Origin of the sequence: Conchiformibius steedae (assembly GCF_014054725.1) — a bacterium.
Classification (GTDB): Bacteria; Pseudomonadota; Gammaproteobacteria; order Burkholderiales; family Neisseriaceae; genus Conchiformibius; species Conchiformibius steedae.
This window is the reverse complement of record NZ_CP059563.1, coordinates 1,667,238-1,687,161: the sequence shown is the minus strand read 5'-3', so window position 1 is coordinate 1,687,161 and position 19,924 is coordinate 1,667,238. Positions and strand designations below refer to the sequence as shown.

Sequence of the window (19,924 nt, the reverse complement as noted above, 5' to 3'; positions counted from 1 at the left end):
CGGGTATCACACCGATTTGGGCTATAATCGCGCCCGTTTCCCCTACTTTTTGCAAAGGATTTCCCATGACTTCCCCCACCGCAAACGCCTTGCGTTTTTTGTCTATGGACATGGTTGAACAAGCCAAATCGGGTCACCCCGGTGCGCCGATGGGCATGGCGGATATGGCAGACGTGCTGTGGCGCGGTTTTCTGCGTCACAATCCCGCCAACCCGCGTTTTGCCAACCGCGACCGTTTTGTGCTGTCCAACGGACACGCTTCCGCGCTGCTGTACAGCCTGCTGCATTTAAGCGGTTACAACCTTTCTACCGATGATTTGAAAAACTTCCGCCAACTGCACAGCAAAACCCCCGGACACCCCGAATACGGCTACACCGACGGCGTGGAAACCACCACAGGCCCGCTGGGACAGGGCATTGCCAATGCCGTGGGCATGGCGTTGGCGGAAAAAATCCTTGCCGCCGAGTTTAACCGCGACGGTTTGAATATTGTGGACCATCATACTTATGTGTTTTTGGGCGACGGCTGCCTGATGGAAGGCGTGTCGCACGAAGCCTGCTCGCTGGCGGGAACGCTGGGTTTGGGTAAACTGATTGTTTTGTATGATGATAATAATATTTCCATTGACGGCAAAGTAGACGGTTGGTTTACCGAGAATATTCCGCAGCGTTTTGAAAGCTATGGTTGGCACGTTGTGCCGAATGTGGACGGACACAATGCCGAAGCCGTCCGCGCCGCCATTGAAGCCGCACGCGCCGAAACAGGCAAACCGTCCATTATCTGCTGCAAGACCTTGATTGGCAAAGGTGCAGCCAATAAAGAAGGCAGCCACAAAACCCACGGCGCACCTTTGGGCGCAGACGAAATCGCCGCCACCCGCGCCGCGCTGAATTGGGCGCACGAGCCTTTCCATATTCCCGCAGACATTTACGCCGCATGGAACGCCAAAGAAGCAGGCGCAAAACTGGAAGCGGAATGGAATGTCCTGTTTGCCGAATACCAACAGCGTTTCCCCGAACTGGCTGCCGAATTTGTCCGCCGCAGCGAAGGCAGGCTGCCTGAAAACTTTGACGCGCATATTCAGGCTGCCCTGCAAGCCGTTTGCGAAAAAGGCGAAAAAATCGCCACGCGCAAAGCCAGCCAAAACAGCATTGAAATCTTGGCGCAAGTGTTGCCCGAACTGGTGGGCGGTTCGGCGGATTTGACCCCGTCCAATTTAACCGACTGGTCAAACAGCCGCGCCGTAACACGCGAACACGGCGGCAATTATATTCATTACGGCGTGCGCGAATTCGGCATGGCGGCGATTATGAACGGCATGACCCTGCACGGTGGTGTTAAACCCTTTGGCGCAACCTTTTTAATGTTCAGCGAATACGCCCGCAATGCCCTGCGCATGGCAGCATTGATGAAAATCAACCCCGTATTTGTGTTTACCCACGATTCCATCGGCTTGGGCGAAGACGGTCCCACCCATCAGCCTGTGGAACAAACCGCCACCTTGCGCCTGATGCCGAATATGGACGTTTGGCGTCCGTGCGATACCGCCGAAAGCCTGATTGCGTGGGCGCAAGCGGTAAAAGCCGCAGACCACCCCAGCTGCTTGGTGTTCAGCCGTCAAAACCTGCCCTTTGTGCCGCGTGATGCCGAAACTTTGGCGAATATTGAACGCGGCGGCTATGTGTTAAGCGCAGTGGAAAACCCCCAAGCCGTGATTATCGCCACGGGTTCGGAAGTGGAACTGGCATTAAACGCACAAGCGCAGTTGGCAGAACAAGGCATCGCCGTAAACGTGGTGTCCATGCCCAGCACCAATGTGTTTGACCGCCAAAGCGATGAATACCAAGAAAGCGTATTGCCCTTGGATTTGCCGCGTGTGGCGGTGGAAGCAGGCGTAACAGACGGTTGGTATAAATACGCTGATGTATTGGTGGGCTTGGACCGCTTTGGCGAATCTGCGCCTGCCGAGCAGCTGTTCCGTGAATTCGGCTTTACTGTTGAAAACGTGGTAGATGCCGTGAAAGCCGTTTTGTGAACCGTAAAGGTTGGGCATTCCGCCTGAAACAGGGCGCACAGCTGCTGCTGATTGTGGCGCTGGTGTCGGCATTGGCAGACTGGTGGCGCAGTCCCAAAGTGCCTGCCGATGCCGCGCAAATGCGTTTGCCCGAATCGGCGCAAACCTTGGCACAAGCCAGCCAAAACGACACTGTGGTGCTGTATTTTTGGGCGACATGGTGCGGAATCTGCCGCCACACTTCACCCGCGCTGGAAAAACTGCACCAAGACGGCGTAAAAGTGGTGGGGATTGCCCTGCAATCGGGCAGCGATGCCGAAGTACAGCGTTATTTGCGCGAGCACAACTGGCATTTTGCCACGCTAAACGACTCACACGGCGAATGGTCGCGCCGCTGGAAAATCCGTGCCACGCCCACTATTGTGTTTGTGCGCGGCGGCAAAGTGCGCCACAGCACCTCAGGCATGGCAAGCTATTGGGGTTTGAAAGCGCGTTGGGCAGCGGTATCGCTGATGTCTAAATAATCAAAAAAGGCTTGGTTTTTGACCAAGCCTTTTGTTTTTTTAAAGATTCTGATGTTAGAACGACACATTCACGCCAAATACAAAATTCCGTCCGGGGCGCGGAACATAAGGCAGATGCGAATTGTGGATATAAACCTTTTTGTTCAGTAAGTTAAATGCGTCTAAAGACACGCGGTAATCCGCTTTGCCGATGCGTTTGCGGTAGGCAATGCCTGCGTTCAACAAATGATAACCGCTGGTTGGGTCTTCCAACACAGGTTCGGCATACAGTTTTTGTTGGCGCGGTTTCGGATTGCCTTCATCTTCATCTTCGTCGTCTTCATCATCACGTTCTCGGGGGAACTGCGACACGGCGGTGCGGTTTTGCGCCCACACACGCGCATATTCTAATGAAGCCGTCCAGTTATCACCCCATTGGCTGTTCAGGCGCAAGCCCAAACGTGTGGGCGGAACGCGTGGCGCGTGGCGGTCGGGGCGCTCAATTTTTTCACGTCCCACCACTTCAAAGCAGGTGTCTTCCAAACCGTCTTCATCTACGCATTCGTATTCGCGGTAGATTTTATCGCCGTAAACGGGCGACAGTCCGAACAAGCGTCCGCGCACCATATCGCCAAACAGGGTAACTTGGTGGGTGGGTTTGAAGCGGTAGCTTACTTCGCCTTCCACGCCGTGAAAACGCCCTTGCGCCTGCGTATTGCGGCGGATAAACAGATTGCCGCTGCGGTACAGGTTTTCGTTGTAAATATAGTTTTTAAAGCGGTTGTGGTACACGCTCAGTTTGTAGTCCCATTTGTCGCCGAAATAGCGCAAGCCGATTTCGTAGTTGTTGGAACGTTCTTTTTTCAGGTCTTTGTTACCATATTCAAACGAGTTGGTCGCCAAATGTTTGCCGTGGTAATACAGCTCCATCGGTGTGGGCAGGCGTTCGTTGTGCGATGCGGTCAGCGACAGGCGGTATCCTGGTTTGAAATCCCACAATAAGCTGCCCGAATACGACAGGGCTTTTTGCGAATAGGGTTTTAAATCGGGCTGTTGGGTGCCAGGTTTAACGTATTGCGCCAACAGGTCGTGGTCGTAACGAATGGGAATACGCTGTTTCTCCCAACGCACGCCACCTTCTGCCAACCAGTTGCCACGGCGGTATTGTTGCAAGGCAAATAGGCTTAATTGTTTGTTGGTGTTGTCCACCAAGGGGTTGCGCTCGTTGATGTAGCGTTCGCCGCCAATCATCGGCGGCATCACGCGGCGTGCGCTGCTGCGTTGGGTTTGATATTGCACGCCCGCCATGCCGTTCCATACGCTGCCAAAGCGGTGGAAGAATTCCAAACGGGTATTCAAACCTTTATTTTTCAAAATAATATCGGGTTTGCCTTTGCGGGCAGCGGCATCTTTCAGCTTGCGTTCGCGCCAGCCTTCGGGGTCATCGGGGCTGATATAGACTTTACCGTCATTTTTTTCATCGTGGTAATAATCGGTGTAGGCGCTGGTCAAACGGATTTTTTCCAAAAAGGGCAGTTGGGTACGCCATTCGCCGCGCACATCGTAACGGCGCACACGCATATCAATCCACGGTCCCGGTTCGCCGTGGTCGTGTTTGTGTCCGTACACATTGTCGTGGCTGTGTTTGGCGTTGCTGCTGTGTTCGGTGTGGCAGTGGAAGTGTTGCGACAAATTCACGTCTTCATCGCCAATCAGATGCGGATAGGGCAGCAGGTAATTGCGTTTGACGGCAGAAGCGGTGGTGACGTCAAAAACGTGTCCGCTACAGTTATCCAGCATGTGGTTGTGTCCAGGTAAACCATAACGGTCTTTGCGGTGGCTGTAGGATACGCCCAAATGTCCGTTTTGCCCGACCCACGATACGCCCAAAGTGCCGGTATGGGAACGGTTGTAGGTATCGGGAACGTATTTCAGGGTTTCGCCCAAATTGATACCCGGAACGCGGTAATCGTCTGATTTGCGCTCCAAACCTTCGGCGCGCACGGCAAAGTGTTTGCCAATGCCGAAAGTTGCGCCTGCGGTAAGGGCTTTTTCTTTGGCAGCGGTGTCAAAACGCACGCCTGTTTCCGCTTCCCAACCTTTGGCGGGCAAGCGGTCGGGAATGCGTTTGTCGGTAATGTTAATCACGCCTGCGGGCGACGCGGCGGCATACGCTAAAGTAGACGTACCGCGCAACACTTCCACCTGTTGCGCCAACAGGGTGTCGGCAGCCACAGCGTGGTCGGGCGAAAGGGCAGACATATCCACCACATCCGAACCGCCTTGCAAAATTTTCACGCGCACGCCTTCTTGTCCGCGAATCACGGGCGCACTCGCGCCACCGCCAAAGGGATTGCCGTGAATCCCCAATTCGCCTGCCAGTGCTTCGCCCAAATTGGCAGAACGGCTTTTCAGTTTTTCTTGGCTAATCACCATATCGCTGGCTTTGCGGTTGCCTGAAAACGGCTGGGCGGTGTCGCGGCGTTTGCCTACGCCCTGCATGGCGGGCAAGGTTTTGCCTTCGTTATCTTCTGTGGCGGGTTTGGCGGGGCTGGTGTTCTGTTCCGCATAAGCTGCGTTCGCGCCCAAGCCTAGCAGCAGCGGTAAAATCAACATACGGGAAAACATCATCGTCATCTTTTTTGAATGTTATAATGTAACAATTATTGTAAACGCAAGCCTGTTTTTTCGCAAGCAAACGCCCGCAGCCTGATGGGGACTGCGGGCGTGTGATTTTGATGTTTTTAATTGAAAATAAAGGGTTTTAAGGGCTAGTGTTGCGGTCAAAACTCATGGATTTTGTGTTAAAAACGCTTTACAAAAACTCACGGTTTACATTTGGGCAATAAACTGCAAAATGTGTTGCGCCCCTGCTTGCACGGCAGCGGCAAAACGCGCCGCTTCTACTGCTTGGTCGGCGTGAAAGCTCACGGTAAACAGCCAAGCATCGGATGTTAAAGTATAATTCACACCCAATCCCCCTTCGCTGGTGGGCGCAAAGGCAAAATTGCGCACCAAAGCATCGTCGCCCACGGTGGATGTGGACAAAAAGTCTTGGGTAAACAATTGGTAAGCCTCGCCCTCAAACCAAGAGGTATCCGCGCCCGCTGCCCGCGCTTCGGTGTGCAAACCCAATAAATGTCGGTTTGCGCCCAAGCCTGTTTTGGCGGTTTTGATGCGGGCTTTGTGTTCTGCCAATGCGGCGGTAAACGCATCGCCTGCGGCGCTGCCTGTCAGCAAACTTTGCACAAATGCCAGCGATTCCACCGACACGGGGCGCACGCATTCGGTGCGTCCGCGCAAAAAGTGGCTTACATCTACGGCTTCATAAGTATTGCGTACCTTTCCGAATGCCACTAATTGTCCGTATTGCAAAGCAAACTGCATCAGTGCATCTTGGCTGATGCCTTTGGGAATAGTAATGCCGTTAAGCGGTGCGCGGAAACTGTGAACGTGCATGGCACGGGCGCGGCGGGCGTATTGCTGCTGCCATTTCGCCCAATTGTGCTGCTGTTCGGGGCTTAATTGCCAGCTTTGACGGACGGGGGCGGTGCTTTCTGCGGCTGTTGCGGTTTGTTCGGTATCGGACAATTTGGCAACGGCGCGGGCAATCATGCCTTTTAGTGCGCCGCCGTCTTCCCAAGTGTGTTCCACATGCAAAAACAGCCTTTGGGTGGCAAGGTTGTGGCAGAAGGTCAGCGGTTTGTAAAACCAAATGCCGCCATCGGGCGCGAAAGTGGCGCGGGCAAGGTCTTCATCGGCAGACAAGGCTTCGTGATACAGGCTGATGTGGAACAAATCGTCTGCAATGGCGTCCAACAGCGCGGCGTTGGCGGGTTCGCGGCGCAAATCGGCGTACAAACGGGCGCTGTCGTCGCCACCTAATACCACAGGCACGCTGACGGGATAGGGATTGAGTTCGTGTTGTGCGCCAATGTGGGCGAATACGGCGCGGAAATGGTCGGCAGACAAGGCTTCGCCGTGTTCGTCCAGTGCGGGAACGCGGTAATACCAACCTTGATGCAATACCCCGATATGGCGTGAATGTGTGGCAAAACGGTATTCATCGCAACCTTGCGCGGGGATTCGCGCCGCGCCCGCCAAAATGCGCCATTGTTCCATGCACACGGGCGCACCTTGCGGCGAAACGGGCGTTTCAATGCGTTGATGATGCCAATCGGCGCACACGCCTGCCATTGCCGCGCACCATTGCGCGATGTCTGCGCCGTGCATGGGTATGCCGAAACCGACATTGCTTGCCAAAGGCAGCGGCGTACGGATACTTAAATAGCTGTTCAGCCAAGTATCAATCAGCCAACTGCTGTCGGGGCGTGATTGGGCGCGTTGTTGTAAGGCTTGTTGCAGGGCAGGGGCGGTATCGCGCCAAAACGCACGGGCATCGCTTTCGGCTTGGGCGTAGGCGTGGTCGTCCAGCAGAGGGCGGATATGGTTGAGAAAACGGCGTAAAGTGTCGTCCAATTCGGCAACGGGTAACAGTGGCGGGGTAGGGTTCATGCTTGGGTTTCCTTATCGTGGGTTTCGGCGTTTACGGGGGTGTCTTCATCATCGCGGTCAAAAAACGCCAATTTGACCACATACGCCAAAAATACCAACACCAGCACAATCATCAGTGTTTCAATCAGGTTGTCTTGCCAAGGCTGATGCCAATACAGTTTTTCTTTCATATTTTTCCTTATTTTGTCGTTATATCATTAAGATTTTAATTAATTATTTTGTATCTTGGCGCAGCTGCCGCCACAATGCAGCGAACCACAAATACATCACCAGCACAAACGGAAAGCCCGCAAACGAACCCACCGCTTTAATGCCTTTGATTTCGCCAGTTACCACAACAGCATAGGCAATCAGCGTCATCAGCACGCCCCACACTACGGCGCGGGTTTTGCTTTCGCTGCGCCCGTCCCGCCCTGTCATAATCCCCAATGAAATCGCTGCGCTGGTTACGGTGGTCACAATAAAGCCCAAAAACAGGACAACGGTAAGTGGTTTGGTGGCATCGTTTAGCGGCAACATATTGAGCAGGTGGTAAAACGTGCCTTCATAATCGCCTTTTTCGGCAATTTCTGCCAGTTTTCCCGTGCCTTCCAGTGTATCCAGCAGGCTGAAGCCTGAAAAAACGGAAAACCAAATCACGATAAAACCCGTAGGCACAAGTACCGAAGCCAACACAAATTCTCGCAAGGTGCGTCCGCGTGAAATTTTTGCCAAAAACACACCTACAAATGGTGCCCATGTTACCCACCACACCCAATACGCCATCGGATACCACACAATCCAATCGCGTTTGTGAAACAGGTAGAGTTCAAAGGAATGATGCACGGTTTGGGTCAGGATATTGCCGATGGCGACTGCCATGGTGCTGACAAAATAGTGGGTGGGTCCGACTAAAAAGATAAACACCAGCAGCAATAGGGATAAATAGACTGTCCAGTTGCCTAAAAAGCGCATGCCTTTTTCAATGGGTAGCACCGAGCCGCCGATATACAGTGCCGCTAACAGGGCTAAAACGGCGGTTTTCCATAATGTGCCGTCAAATACTGCCGAACCACTGATGATTTTTAAACCCGAAGCAATTTGCGCAGCTGCCATGGCTATGGAAGACGATACCGACATGGCAATCGACAGCACTGCCAAGCCTGTAATCAATATGCCTGCAGGTTTCGCCCATTTTTTGCGGCGGAAGGCGTATTCAATCGGGGCGGCGGGGGTGCATTCGGTGCGGTGCTGATAGGTAAAATATGCCATCACCAAGCCCGCAATCATATACAGCGACCACGCGGGAATGCCCCAAACGTGCAGGGCAAGGCTCATGGCGTTGGCAACCTGCTGGTGTGCGGGCAAATGCGTTGCCTGTATGCCGATGGGCGAGTGAAAATAATGCCACAGGGCTTCAATCGGTCCGAAAAACACAATGCCTACACCAATGCCTGCGGTAAACAGCATATTCATCCACGCGGCAAAGGAAAAATCGGGTGTGGCATCTGCGCCGCCCAAACGGATATTGCCCCAACGCGGCGATAGAGCAACCGCCATACCGACAGCAAACGCCAGCAGCGGCAGCCACATAATCAGCCAGTCAAATTTTAAATAAAAAAATTCGCTGACGGTTTGCACGGCACCAGTGAGTAGCTGTGGTCGCCACACGGCAACAAACGCCATTGCGCCCACCAGTGCTGCCGTCCATTTAAAATAATCGGGACGGCGCGGAACGGTATCGGGTGTCGGGTTCATGATAAGGTTTCCTAAATTAAATTGGCGCTGCGCCGTCTTGGGCGGTGCAGACAAAAATTTCTTCGTGCAAACCGCTGCGGGCGTGGTAGTGTTTGGCGATGTGCTGTTTCAGTTCGCCGACTTGTTCGTGCGGCAGCAATGCCACCACGCAGCCGCCGAATCCGCCGCCCGTCATACGCGCACCGCCTTGTGTGCCAATCACTTCGTCTGCCAATTCCACCAGCGTATCCACCGCGGGATGGGTAATATTAAATTCATCACGCATACCCGCATGGCTTTGCGCCATCAAACACCCTAAAGCAGCGGTGTCGCCGTGGCGCAGCGCATCGGCAGCGTCCAAGGTGCGTTGGTTTTCGCCGATAATGTAACGAGCGCGGCGGGCGACGGTATCATCTAAACCTTGTTTGCCCGCTTCAAAATTCGCCCAAGTCAAATCGCGCAGGCTGGCAACGCCGAAATGCCGTGCAGCGGCTTCGCATTGGGCGCGGCGCAGATTGTATTCGCTGTCCACCAGCCCGCGCCGCACATGGGAATGAATAATCGCCACACTTAATTGTTCGGGCAGGGGAATGGGTTCGGTGTGCAGATTACGGCAATCAATCAATAAAGCATGATTGCGCCGTCCTTTCGCGCTGGCAAGCTGGTCCATAATCCCGCATTGACAGCCAACAAAACGGTTTTCGGCAAACTGGGCGATGCCTGCCAACTGCGCCGCATCCAACTGCAAATCAAAATATTCCTGAATGGCTTTTGCCACGCCTACTTCCAGCGCCGCAGAAGAACTTAATCCTGCGCCCTGCGGCACATTGCCTGTAATGGCAAGGTCAATGCCTGCGGGCAGCGGGAAACCGTGTTCCGCCAATGCCCAAATCACGCCGCGCACATAGTTGCACCATATTTGCGTGGGGTGGGGCGTAATGGCTTGGTCTAGGGAAAAAACATCGTGTTCGCGGTAATCCGCCGCATACACGCGCACCTGATGGCTGTGATTGGGCGCAAGGGCGATATAAGCAGCAAAATCAATGGCGCAAGGCAAAACAAAACCTTGATTGTAATCGGTGTGTTCGCCAATCAGATTTACCCTACCGGGGGCGCGTACCGTCAGCGCGGGGGTGGCGGAAAATTGTTCGGTAAAGTGGCGGACGATAGTTTGTTGCACGGTTATTTTCCTGTTTTGTAATGGATAAGGGGCAGTTCGGACAAACGCGCCGCTGCTTGTTCGGGTGTTAAATCGCGTTGCGCTTCGGCAAGCATTTCATAACCCACCATAAATTTGCGAACGGTGGCAGAGCGCAGCAGCGGCGGATAAAAATGCGCGTGCAACTGCCATTTGGGGTGGTTTTGCCCGTCAAACGGCGCACCGTGAAAACCCATAGAATAAGGAAAGCTGGTGTGGAACAAATTGTCGTAACGGGTGGTGAGCTGTTTGAGTGCCAACGCCAAGTCATCGGCTTGGGCGGGGGATAAATCGGTAATGCGTTGGACGGGGAATTTAGGTAGCAGTAGGGTCTCAAACGGCCATGCTGCCCAGTAGGGTACAACTGCCAGCCAATATTCGGTTTCTACAACAATGCGTTGGCGTTTCTGTTGTTCGGCGGCAGCGTAATCGGCAAGCAGGGCGCGTTGGTGTTGTTGAAAATACTCGGCTTGACAGGCGGCGGCGCGGGCGGGCAACTGGGGCAAAAAGTCGCTTGCCCAAATCTGCCCGTGCGGATGCGGGTTGGAACAGCCCATAACTGCGCCTTTGTTTTCAAAAATCTGCACCCACTGATAGCGTTTGCCCAATTCCTGTGCCTGCGCCTGCCACACGCGCACCACGCGGGCGATTTGTGCCACGTCCAATTCGGGCAGGGTTTTGGCGTGGTCGGGCGAAAAGCAAATCACACGGCTGATGCCGCGCACGCTGTGGCTGCGGAACAATGCGCCATCGTCTTCGCCGCCGTGCGGGGTGTCGGGCAATAGCGCGGAAAAATCATTATCAAACACATAAGGTTCGTGATAATCGGGATTGGGCGTGCCGTTGATGCGGGTATTGCGCGGACACAAATAGCAGTCGGGGTCGTAAGACGGTTTCACAGCGGTATCGGCGTGTTCCTGCTGACCCTGCCAAGGGCGTTTGGCGCGGTGCGGCGACACCAGCACCCATTCCCCAAGCAGCGGATTGTAACGGCGGTGGGGGTGGTGGTCGGAATCAAACATCATGGTTTTGTCCTCATGCCCTAAAAGGTTTGATTTTAACAAAATTTTTCCCGTTTTTCCAATGCGCCAAGCAGAATTGGTGCGGGTATTATTTTGATTTATAAATACTTATTGGCTATATTGACGATTGTCGCCGTTAAAAAACAATTTACAAAAAGCCTGTTTTGATTCAAACTCGCGCGAAAGCCGTATTTGGTGTGTTTGGCTGTCAAATACCTTTTGTTTTAAACAGGCTTTTGGGGGCGTTTGTCCGTCCCGTCTGAAATATTTTTGGAGAATATACTCATGTTTTTGAAAAAACGTTTTGCTTTGGCCGCTGCAGTAGCGGCTTTCGGTTTGGGCGCGTGTGGCGGCGAACAAGCTGCCACGTCCGCTGCATCGGGTGCTGCTGCACAAGCCCCTGCCGATGCCCCCAAAATCGGCGTAACCATTTACAAATACGACGACAACTTTATGTCTTTAATGCGTAAAGCCTTGGAAGGTCAGGCTGCCACCCATCAAACCGCTACCCTGTTGTTAAACGATTCGCAAAACAACCAATCGGTGCAAAACGACCAAATTGACGTGATGATTGCCAAAGGCGTGAAAGCCTTGGCAATTAATTTGGTGGACCCCGCCGCTGCCCCCACCGTAATTGAAAAAGCCAAAGCCAAAAACCTGCCTGTGGTGTTTTTCAACAAAGACCCCGGTGAAGCCGCTTTGAAAACTTACGACAAAGCCTATTATGTCGGCACCAATCCGCAGCAGTCGGGCGAAATCCAAGGCAGCCTGATTGCCAAAATGTGGAAAGCCAATCCCGCTTGGGACGCAAATAAAGACGGCGTATTGGATTTTGTACTGCTTAAAGGCGAGCCAGGACACCCCGATGCCGAAGCGCGTACCAAATATGTGGTGGAACAACTGAATTCAGAAGGTGTGAAAACCAAGCAATTGCAAATGGATACAGGCATGTGGGACGCTGCCAAAGCCAAAGACGTGATGCAGGCATGGCTGTCCGGTCCTGAAGGCAAGTCTATTGAAGTGGTGATTGGCAACAACGATGCCATGGTAATGGGCGCAGTAGAAGCCATGAAAGCGCAAGGCAAAATTTTGCCTTCGTTTGGTGTAGATGCCTTGCCCGAAGCCCTGCAAATGATTAAAGCAGGCACATTGGCAGGTACGGTGCTGAACGATGGCGACAATCAGGCGAAAGCCGTGTATGCCTTGGCAGTGGATTTGGCAAACGGCAAAGACCCCGCCCAAAACAGCGCAATCAAGCTGGAAAGCAATCACAATATCCGCATTCCCTATGTGGGCATTGATAAAGAAAACCTGCAACAATTTTTGAAATAAACGGCAGATGGGGCAAGGGTAACGGTTTGGGATCAACGGCGAAACCGCATACACCAAACGACACCTTGCCCCTTCCATGCAGCAAACCGATCGGCGGAACGTGTTTCCTGTCGGTCGGTTGTCTGCGTTATCAGCCTTATATTGTAAGGACGGAATATGACAACTTCGCAAGCAGCGGAGCAGGTAAGGGAACAGGCAGAAACCGCTGCCGAAACCGCCGAACCGACAAGCGGACAGCCAAGCACCGAAACATCGCAGCCCGAAGTGCCGACAGCAGACCCCAATATCTTGCTCACCATGACCGACGTGCATAAGTCTTTCCCCGGTGTCAAAGCATTGGACGGTGTCAATCTTACCGTTAAAGCCCATTCGGTACACGCCCTAATGGGCGAAAACGGCGCAGGCAAATCCACCCTGCTCAAATGCCTGTTCGGTATTTACGCCAAAGACGCAGGCAGCATTCGTTTTTTAGGCAAAGAAATTGATTTTCGCAATGCCAAAGAAGCCTTGGAAAACGGCATTTCCATGGTGCATCAAGAGCTGAATTTGGTCAAACAGCGTTCGGTAATGGACAATTTGTGGCTGGGACGTTATCCCGCCAAAGGTTGGTTTGTTGATGAAGCCAAAATGTACCGCGACACCAAAGCCATTTTTGACGAATTAGGCATCCATATTGACCCGCGCGAAACCGTAGCCAAACTGACCGTTTCCGAAATGCAGATGATTGAAATTGCCAAGGCTTTTTCTTACGATGCCAAAATCGTGATTATGGACGAACCCACGTCGTCTTTATCCGAAAAAGAAGTGGCGCATCTGTTTTCCATTATCGATAAACTGAAACAACGCGGCTGCGGCATTATCTATATTTCGCACAAAATGGAAGAAATTTTCAAAATTTGTGACGAAATTACCGTATTGCGTGACGGTAAGTGGATAGACACGGTTGCCGTTGCCGATACCAATATGGACGACTTGGTTGCCAAAATGGTGGGGCGCAGCCTAACCCAGCGTTTCCCCGAAAAAGAAAATACCCCTGGTGAAGTGCTGTTGCAGGTACGCAATCTGACCGCCAAAAACCAACCTTCCATTCAAGATGTGTCGTTTGAATTGCGCCAAGGTGAAGTATTGGGCATTGGCGGGCTGGTGGGTGCGAAACGCACCGATATTGTGGAAACCTTGTTCGGCATCCGCGAACGCGCCGCAGGCGAAATCGTGTTGCGCGGGCAAACGCTGGAAAACGCCTCGCCTGTAGAAGCAATTAAAAACGGCTTTGCGCTGGTAACGGAAGAGCGGCGCAGCACAGGCATTTTTGCGGGTTTGGACATCAGTTTTAATTCCCTGATTGCCAATATCAAGCAATATGAAAAGCACGGTTTATTGAGCAAAGGGCAGATGCGCGAAGACACCCAATGGGTGATTGATTCCATGCGCGTGAAAACCCCCGACCAAAAAACCCGCATCGGTACGCTTTCAGGCGGCAATCAGCAAAAAGTGATTATCGGGCGTTGGCTGCTGACCCGTCCCGATATTTTGATGTTGGACGAACCCACACGCGGCATTGATGTGGGCGCGAAATTTGAAATTTACCAACTGATTGCCGATTTAGCGAAACAAGGCAAATCGGTGATGGTGATTTCGTCTGAAATGCCTGAACTGCTGGGCATTACCGACCGCATTTTGGTGATGAGCGCAGGACGCGTGGCAGGTGTGGTGGAAACCGCCAAAACCAATCAGGAAGAAATTTTGCAGCTTTCGGCAAAATACCTGTAAATCTTAATCAGAAAGGGAAATCATTTCATGAAAACCGATGTTTCGGCAAAGGCATTGAATCTGTTTAAAGATTACGCCTTATATTTTGTTTTGCTGATGTTGTTGGCAGTGATTGTGTTTAAAGACACCAGCTTTTTAAGCCTGACCAACTTCAGTAATATTTTAACCCAATCGTCTGTGCGGATTATTATTGCGCTGGGCGTGGCGGGGCTGATTGTCACCCAAGGCACGGATTTGTCGGTAGGGCGGCAGGTGGGTTTGGCGGCGGTGGTGTCTGCCACCATGCTGCAATCCATGGAAAACGTGAACAAAGTGTTCCCGCAATTGGACGTTGTGCCGATTCCCTTGGTGATTTTGCTGGTGTGTGCCATCGGTGCGCTGCTGGGGCTGATTAACGGCATTATCGTTACCGTGATGAACGTTACCCCGTTTATCGCCACTTTGGGAACAATGCTGATTATTTATGGTTTGAATTCATTGTATTATGATTTTGTCGGTTCTGCACCTGTGGCGGGTTTTGATGCGGGCTATTCGGCGTTTACCCAAGGTTTTGTGAATTTGGGGGGATTCCAGTTGTCTTACATCACCATTTACGCGGCGGCGGCGGTGGCGCTGGTGTGGGTGATTTGGAACAAAACCCGTTTCGGTAAAAACCTGTTTGCCATTGGTGGCAACCCTGAAGCGGCGAAAGTGTCGGGGGTAAACGTTACCCTGAATTTGCTGGGGATTTACACGCTGTCGGGGGTGTTTTATGCCTTTGGCGGATTTTTGGAAGCGGGGCGCATTGGCTCGGCAACCAATAATTTGGGCTTTATGTATGAATTGGATGCAATTGCGGCGTGTGTGATTGGCGGGGTGTCGTTTAGCGGTGGTGTCGGTACAGTAATTGGCGTGGTGATTGGGGTGATTATTTTTACCCTGATTAACTACGGTTTGAGCTATATCGGCGTAAGTCCTTATTGGCAGTATATTATCAAAGGTGGCATTATTGTGTTGGCGGTGGCGATTGATTCGCTGAAACACGCGAAGAAAAAATAAACAGTCATAAAAAACAAACCCTTGTATCAATAGATGCAAGGGTTTGTTTTTTTATTGAAGTTTAAATTTAACAGCAAGATAAAACAACAGGGCGATATTGGCAAACACACTGACAAAATACACCAAGCGGAATTCCGCTTTTTGTGATTTGTGGCGCAAATAAGTTTGTGCCAGCAGCGCAGCAGGCCAGCCGCCTAATAAACTGAGCAGGTGCAGGGTATTTTCAGGGGTACGCCATGCGCCGTTTAAAGCCGCTTGTTTGTCGCGCCAATAGCTGAGAAAAGTTAGCAACCCAAGCACAGCATACCATACCAGCACCCACCAAAACAGCTTGCCTAATGCCACCGCTGCCAACAGCAGGGCATAAGCCGTGACCACGATTGCCACATTGCGTTTTTGTCCGCTGACAAATTCGGCTTGGTGTTTTTGATGGCGGCGTTGGCGGTCTTGTTTTTTCTGCACAAACGCCCATTCCTGCACCTGTTCGGCTTGTGGTTTGCCGTTTTTGCTTTGACCTAGAACAAATGCTACTTTATCGCCTATTGCGGGCGTTTGATTGGGAACACGGTAGGCGCGGATATGAAAAAACACATCTTGCCCCAAAGCGCGGCAATGGATAAAGCCAAAGCCCCTATCAGCCTGCCAGCGCACAATTTCGCCCATATACTGTTGCTTATTGCTCATGTCCCAACCTTGTCAAACAGATTTACTGCAATTTTGCCCGCATCAGTTCCTGCACCTGCTGCGGATTGGCTTTACCTTTACTGGCTTTCATCACTTGTCCGACCAGTGCGTTAAAGGCCTTGTCTTTACCCGCTTTAAATTCTTCTACCGATTTGGCGTTGTTGGCAAGCACTTCGTCAATGATTTTCTCAATTGCGCCGCTGTCGGTCATCTGTTTTAAACCGTGCCGTTCAATAATTTCGTCAATGCTGGCATCGGACTCTTCCCACATTTTTTCAAACGCGGTTTTCGCCAGCTTGCTGCTGAGCGTGCCATCGGCGATTTTGCCTACCAATGCCGCCAAACGTGCCGCGTCAATCGGGCTTTGCGCCAGTTCCAAACCTGCTTTGTTTAAAGCCGCTGCCAATTCGCCGTTCATCCAGTTGGCAACCAATTTGCCTTGCTGGCTGCTTTGCGCCGCACTTTCAAAAAACGCTGCCTGCGCCCGCGAAGCGGTAAGCAGACGGGCATCGTAGGCGCTGACACCAAACTGGTTTTCAAAACGCGCCGCCATTTCTTGCGGCAATTCGGGCATTTCAGCGCGAGCTTTTTCAAGCTGTTGTTCGGAAATAATAATTGGCAGCAAATCGGGGTCGGGGAAATAGCGGTAGTCGTGCGCGTCTTCTTTAGAGCGCATGGCTTTGGTTTCGCCCGTATCGGGGTTGAACAGGCGCGTTTGCTGAATCACTTTGCCGCCGTCTTCAATCAGTTCGATTTGGCGTTCCACTTCATAGTTAATGGCTTGTTCCAAAAAGCGGAATGAGTTTAAGTTTTTGATTTCGCAGCGTGTGCCAAATTCGTTGCTGCCTTGCGGACGCACCGATACATTGGCATCAATACGGAATGAGCCTTCCGCCATATTGCCATCGCAAATATCCAGCCATGTAACCAAACCGTGCAAGGCTTTGGCATAGGCAACGGCTTCGGCGGCGGAACGCAGTTCGGGTTCGGAAACCACTTCCAGCAGCGGTGTGCCTGCGCGGTTCAAGTCAATCCCCGTTGCGCCGTTTAAGCCTTCGTGTACCGATTTGCCTGCGTCTTCTTCCATGTGGGCGCGGGTGACGTTAATGGTTTTGACTTGTTCGCCCACCACGATTTCCAGCTTGCCATGCTCAATAATCGGCAATGCCAACTGACTGATTTGATAACCTTTAGGCAAATCAGGATAAAAATAGTTTTTGCGGTCAAAAACGTTTTTGCGGTTGATGGTGGCATTCAGTGCCAAGCCCAATTTAATGGCTTTTTCGGCAACGGCGCGGTTAAAAACAGGCAACACGCCCGGCAGGGCGCATTCCACCACGCCCGCATGGGCATTGGGCAGCGCACCGAATGCGGCAGACGAGCCGCTGAAGATTTTAGATTGTGTGTTTAATTGAACGTGGATTTCCAATCCGATAACGGTTTCCCAAGTCATGTTTTGGCTTTCTAACTAAAAAATAAGGGGATATGGACAGGAAGGGCAGAAACGTATTTCCCGCCCGTGTGTGGTGGCGGGATTTATTCGGGCTCGTAGTCTGACAAATCGCCTGCTGCCAGCAGTTGTGCCACGGCTTCGCGCAATTCGTAATCGGTAAAAGGTTTGTATAAGAAACCACGCGCACCGTATTGCAATGCCAGCAGTCCGCTGTATTCGTCCGACAGGGCGGAAATCACCAAAATATTGACATTGCGGTTGATGGCGATCATTTCTTTGATGCACTGCAAGCCGTCCATTTCGGGCATGGTTAAATCCATGGTAACCAATTGCGGTTGGAATTTTTTAAACATCACCATGGCTTCCAAGCCATTTTTGGCTTTGCCCACCACTTGCAGCGGCGGGTGGACACCATCGGCAATATCGCGGTCAATTTTATTGCGGATCACGTCGGAATCATCAACAATCAACAGGCGTTTCATTCTGTTCCTTTGGGGCTATTGTCCTGATAAACTTTCTTTCGGGGTACTGACAAAATACACTATTTTGTCGGAATGGGAAAGGTTATCACAAAACAACTGAATTTGCCTGTTTCTGTGGTGATGGAAATGCGCCCGTGCAGGGTTTGGATACGGGCGCGGACAATGTCCATGCCGATGCCGCGTCCTGCGTCTTGATTGCTTTCGGGCAGGGTGCTGAAGCCCAAGCGGAACAACAGGCTGTACAATTTGCTTTCGGGCCAGTTGGTGACTTCTTCCAACGGCGCAATCTGCATTTGTACGGCTTTGGCGCGCACCGCATTCCAATCAATACCGCGCCCGTCGTCTTCAATCAAAATCCGTAATTTGTTTTCCACACGCGACACATTCAAACGGATGCGCCCTTCGGTGGGTTTGCCGTTCAGGGTACGCACGCGCACGGGTTCAATGCCGTGTACCACGGCGTTACGCAGAATTTGAATGATGATGTCTTTAACGGCAGGGAAGGTGGGCGAATCCTGCTTCAGGTATTCCAATCCGCCCGTTTCCATAATCACGCTCTTATTGTGGCGGTAGCCCATATTCACGACAAAACGTCCGAACAGCGTGCCTAAATCGGTGGCGGTAGCGGCAGTGGGTAAGGCGGCGGGATTGTTGAGTCGTCCGGTGATTTTGCGGTGCAATTCTTCTGCCTGCGCCACTTTTTCCAACAGGCTTTCCAGTTCCACCACCAATGGCAGAAAGTCGTTACCCGTAATCGGACGTTTTTGCCGCAGCTGCTGGATAATGTCTTCAAAGGCTTCGGCTGCCAGCACAAAGGCACTCATGTTCAGCACCGAGGCTTCGCCTTTAAACGCATGGATTTCCTGACTGATTAAGCGGGCTTTATTACGCAAATCTTCGGCATTGTTGCCCGGATTTTTCAAAATATTGTTGATTTGTGCCAGTTGCTTTAACGAGGCGTGCAAAAAGCTGCGCATAATGCTTTCATCGGCATTGAGCATGCGGCTAATCATTTCAATTTGCAGGTCGTTTTGTTCTTGTTCGCGTTGCAGGCGCGATTCAATACGCACGGTATCGGTTAAATCGCGCACGCTTACCAGCACTTTAACAATTTTTTTGTCTTTAATCACGCGGGTAAAATGAAAACCCAAAACGTGTTTTTCGTCAGAGTCGCGTTTGAGCGGTACTTCTACTTTACGCATGGGATTGAGCCCGTAAATCAGGCGTTCTACCACGCGGGGGTTGTAGAGTTGCTCGATAAACATTTTTACGGCACTGAGTTTGCGGCGGTCGGGCAGGATTTCGGCAGCCAAATCCATAAAGTTTTGTCCGCCGTCGCCAATTTGCGGCAGCAGGGTGTGCAGCATTTTGGACTGCTGTGTGCCAATCATCATGTCTTTATCCAGCAAAAACAGCCCTTCAGAAAGGGTGTCGAGAATTTCGTCTGTTTCCAAACGCACGGCTTCGGCTTCGCGGTCAATGCCGGTTTGTTTGATAAAGTGAAAGGCAAACAGGCACACGCCGGTAAAAATCAGCAGCGCACCCAAAAAATGCAGGATTTGCGAAACGGAAGCGGCGCTGCGCGATTCTTCCAGCAGCGAGGTGCGCAAGGCTTGCAGGGAATCGTTGCGCAGTTTTTGCGAACGGCGGGCGTATTCGTTTAATTGGTGCAGCATCTGCTGGTTTTTGACGGCGGTTTGTCCGATTGCGGGCAGGTTGCGGCGGTATTCCTGCCAGATGTTTTCCAAAGGCTTGAGGTGTTCGGCAACGGATTGCTCCAATCGGGACGGGCTTTCTTCTTCTTTTAATGCGGAAAACAGCTTGTCTGCCTGCTGTGCGGTTTCCTGCAGGGCATTGATGTGTCCGTCGCTGATGCGTTTGCCTGCCGACAGGTATTCAACCGACAGGTTGATTTGATGAACGGCATCGCTCAGTTTGTTTACGGTGTCGATTTGTGCGGTAAAGCGGTTGAGTTTGCTGGAATAAGCATAACTGCCTGATAACACGGCAGCCAATAAGATGGTGAGAACGAAGACCGATAAAGCAGGCAGCGTGTAGCGGCTGCTGGCGTAGTTGAACGGAATAGGGTGTATGTTCATAATGTATTCCATGTGGAACAGCGGCAGTGGAATGTTTGTTGCTTGTTTTTATTTTGGACGCGCCGAAGCGGAAAACCTTTCGGCGCGTATGCTGTAA

At 52.0% G+C, this 19,924-nt stretch carries 15 protein-coding genes; 5 read left to right on the top strand and 10 right to left on the bottom strand.

Annotated elements, in window-relative coordinates; all coding sequences use genetic code 11:
- Positions 1-65: 65 nt before the first annotated feature.
- The gene (gene tkt, locus H3L98_RS08730) at positions 66-2,036 is read left to right on the top strand and encodes a transketolase (protein WP_027021678.1); all 1,971 of its coding nucleotides are present in this window, start codon (positions 66-68) and stop codon (positions 2,034-2,036) included.
- Positions 2,033-2,539: a protein disulfide oxidoreductase gene (locus H3L98_RS08725; protein WP_027021677.1), complete on the top strand. Its 507-nt coding sequence runs from the start codon at positions 2,033-2,035 to the stop codon at positions 2,537-2,539. The genes tkt and H3L98_RS08725 overlap by 4 nt, the downstream gene beginning before the upstream one ends.
- 54 nt (positions 2,540-2,593) lie before the next feature.
- Here the strand turns inward: H3L98_RS08725 and H3L98_RS08720 are convergent, their stop codons facing one another.
- The 6 genes from H3L98_RS08720 to H3L98_RS08695 all read right to left on the bottom strand — a co-directional run bounded on the left by H3L98_RS08720 (position 2,594) and on the right by H3L98_RS08695 (position 10,972).
- The gene (locus H3L98_RS08720) at positions 2,594-5,149 is read right to left on the bottom strand and encodes a TonB-dependent receptor (RefSeq protein ID WP_246327810.1); all 2,556 of its coding nucleotides are present in this window, start codon (positions 5,147-5,149) and stop codon (positions 2,594-2,596) included.
- A 201-nt stretch (positions 5,150-5,350) separates the two neighbouring features.
- Positions 5,351-7,033 carry a choline/carnitine O-acyltransferase gene (locus tag H3L98_RS08715; protein WP_027021675.1) on the bottom strand — a complete coding sequence of 561 codons (1,683 nt, stop codon included), beginning with the start codon at positions 7,031-7,033 and terminating at the stop codon, positions 5,351-5,353.
- A complete protein-coding gene (locus tag H3L98_RS08710) occupies positions 7,030-7,203 on the bottom strand; it encodes a hypothetical protein (protein WP_169733456.1) in 174 nt (57 codons plus the stop codon). Before H3L98_RS08710 ends, H3L98_RS08715 begins: the two co-directional genes overlap by 4 nt.
- Before the next feature lie 43 nt (positions 7,204-7,246).
- On the bottom strand, positions 7,247-8,770 hold the full coding sequence (locus H3L98_RS08705; protein ID WP_027021674.1) for a BCCT family transporter: 1,524 nt from the start codon (positions 8,768-8,770) through the stop codon (positions 7,247-7,249).
- Between the two features lie 16 nt (positions 8,771-8,786).
- Positions 8,787-9,929, bottom strand: coding sequence for a galactokinase (galK, locus tag H3L98_RS08700; protein ID WP_246327809.1), 1,143 nt, complete (start codon positions 9,927-9,929; stop codon positions 8,787-8,789).
- A gap of 2 nt (positions 9,930-9,931) precedes the next feature.
- Positions 9,932-10,972, bottom strand: a complete 1,041-nt coding sequence (locus tag H3L98_RS08695; protein ID WP_034333108.1) for a UDP-glucose--hexose-1-phosphate uridylyltransferase — start codon at positions 10,970-10,972, stop codon at positions 9,932-9,934.
- Between the two features lie 282 nt (positions 10,973-11,254).
- Between H3L98_RS08695 and mglB the strand changes: the two genes are divergently transcribed.
- From mglB to mglC, 3 genes are all read left to right on the top strand, one after another.
- Entirely contained in the window at positions 11,255-12,301 is a 1,047-nt protein-coding gene (gene mglB / locus H3L98_RS08690) for a galactose/glucose ABC transporter substrate-binding protein MglB (RefSeq protein WP_027021671.1), read from the top strand.
- 156 nt (positions 12,302-12,457) lie between these two features.
- Positions 12,458-14,071 carry a galactose/methyl galactoside ABC transporter ATP-binding protein MglA gene (gene mglA / locus H3L98_RS08685; protein ID WP_084481846.1) on the top strand — a complete coding sequence of 538 codons (1,614 nt, stop codon included), beginning with the start codon at positions 12,458-12,460 and terminating at the stop codon, positions 14,069-14,071.
- A gap of 27 nt (positions 14,072-14,098) precedes the next feature.
- Entirely contained in the window at positions 14,099-15,109 is a 1,011-nt protein-coding gene (gene mglC, locus H3L98_RS08680; RefSeq protein ID WP_051532011.1) for a galactose/methyl galactoside ABC transporter permease MglC, read from the top strand.
- A gap of 51 nt (positions 15,110-15,160) precedes the next feature.
- On the opposite strand, the gene H3L98_RS08675 is transcribed toward mglC, so the two are convergent.
- The 4 genes from H3L98_RS08675 to H3L98_RS08660 form a co-directional block, all read right to left on the bottom strand.
- Positions 15,161-15,793, bottom strand: a complete 633-nt coding sequence (locus H3L98_RS08675; protein ID WP_027021668.1) for a DUF1294 domain-containing protein — start codon at positions 15,791-15,793, stop codon at positions 15,161-15,163.
- 22 nt (positions 15,794-15,815) lie between these two features.
- On the bottom strand, positions 15,816-17,246 hold the full coding sequence (gene gatB / locus H3L98_RS08670; protein ID WP_027021667.1) for an Asp-tRNA(Asn)/Glu-tRNA(Gln) amidotransferase subunit GatB: 1,431 nt from the start codon (positions 17,244-17,246) through the stop codon (positions 15,816-15,818).
- Positions 17,247-17,329: 83 nt separating this feature from the next.
- On the bottom strand, positions 17,330-17,728 hold the full coding sequence (locus tag H3L98_RS08665; protein WP_034333107.1) for a response regulator: 399 nt from the start codon (positions 17,726-17,728) through the stop codon (positions 17,330-17,332).
- 59 nt (positions 17,729-17,787) lie between these two features.
- On the bottom strand, positions 17,788-19,827 hold the full coding sequence (locus H3L98_RS08660; RefSeq protein WP_169733455.1) for an ATP-binding protein: 2,040 nt from the start codon (positions 19,825-19,827) through the stop codon (positions 17,788-17,790).
- Between the last annotated feature and the right edge of the window lie 97 nt (positions 19,828-19,924).

Bases quoted from the DNA above. Each gene is read 5' to 3' on its own strand.
- tkt (WP_027021678.1), top strand. From the start codon at position 66: ATGACTTCCCCCACCGCAAACGCCTTGCGTTTTTTGTCTATGGACATG.
- H3L98_RS08720 (WP_246327810.1), bottom strand. From the start codon at position 5,149: ATGATGTTTTCCCGTATGTTGATTTTACCGCTGCTGCTAGGCTTGGGC.
- H3L98_RS08715 (WP_027021675.1), bottom strand. From the start codon at position 7,033: ATGAACCCTACCCCGCCACTGTTACCCGTTGCCGAATTGGACGACACT.
- H3L98_RS08710 (WP_169733456.1), bottom strand. From the start codon at position 7,203: ATGAAAGAAAAACTGTATTGGCATCAGCCTTGGCAAGACAACCTGATT.
- H3L98_RS08705 (WP_027021674.1), bottom strand. From the start codon at position 8,770: ATGAACCCGACACCCGATACCGTTCCGCGCCGTCCCGATTATTTTAAA.
- H3L98_RS08695 (WP_034333108.1), bottom strand. From the start codon at position 10,972: ATGATGTTTGATTCCGACCACCACCCCCACCGCCGTTACAATCCGCTG.
- mglB (WP_027021671.1), top strand. From the start codon at position 11,255: ATGTTTTTGAAAAAACGTTTTGCTTTGGCCGCTGCAGTAGCGGCTTTC.
- mglA (WP_084481846.1), top strand. From the start codon at position 12,458: ATGACAACTTCGCAAGCAGCGGAGCAGGTAAGGGAACAGGCAGAAACC.
- mglC (WP_051532011.1), top strand. From the start codon at position 14,099: ATGAAAACCGATGTTTCGGCAAAGGCATTGAATCTGTTTAAAGATTAC.
- H3L98_RS08675 (WP_027021668.1), bottom strand. From the start codon at position 15,793: ATGAGCAATAAGCAACAGTATATGGGCGAAATTGTGCGCTGGCAGGCT.
- gatB (WP_027021667.1), bottom strand. From the start codon at position 17,246: ATGACTTGGGAAACCGTTATCGGATTGGAAATCCACGTTCAATTAAAC.
- H3L98_RS08665 (WP_034333107.1), bottom strand. From the start codon at position 17,728: ATGAAACGCCTGTTGATTGTTGATGATTCCGACGTGATCCGCAATAAA.
- H3L98_RS08660 (WP_169733455.1), bottom strand. From the start codon at position 19,827: ATGAACATACACCCTATTCCGTTCAACTACGCCAGCAGCCGCTACACG.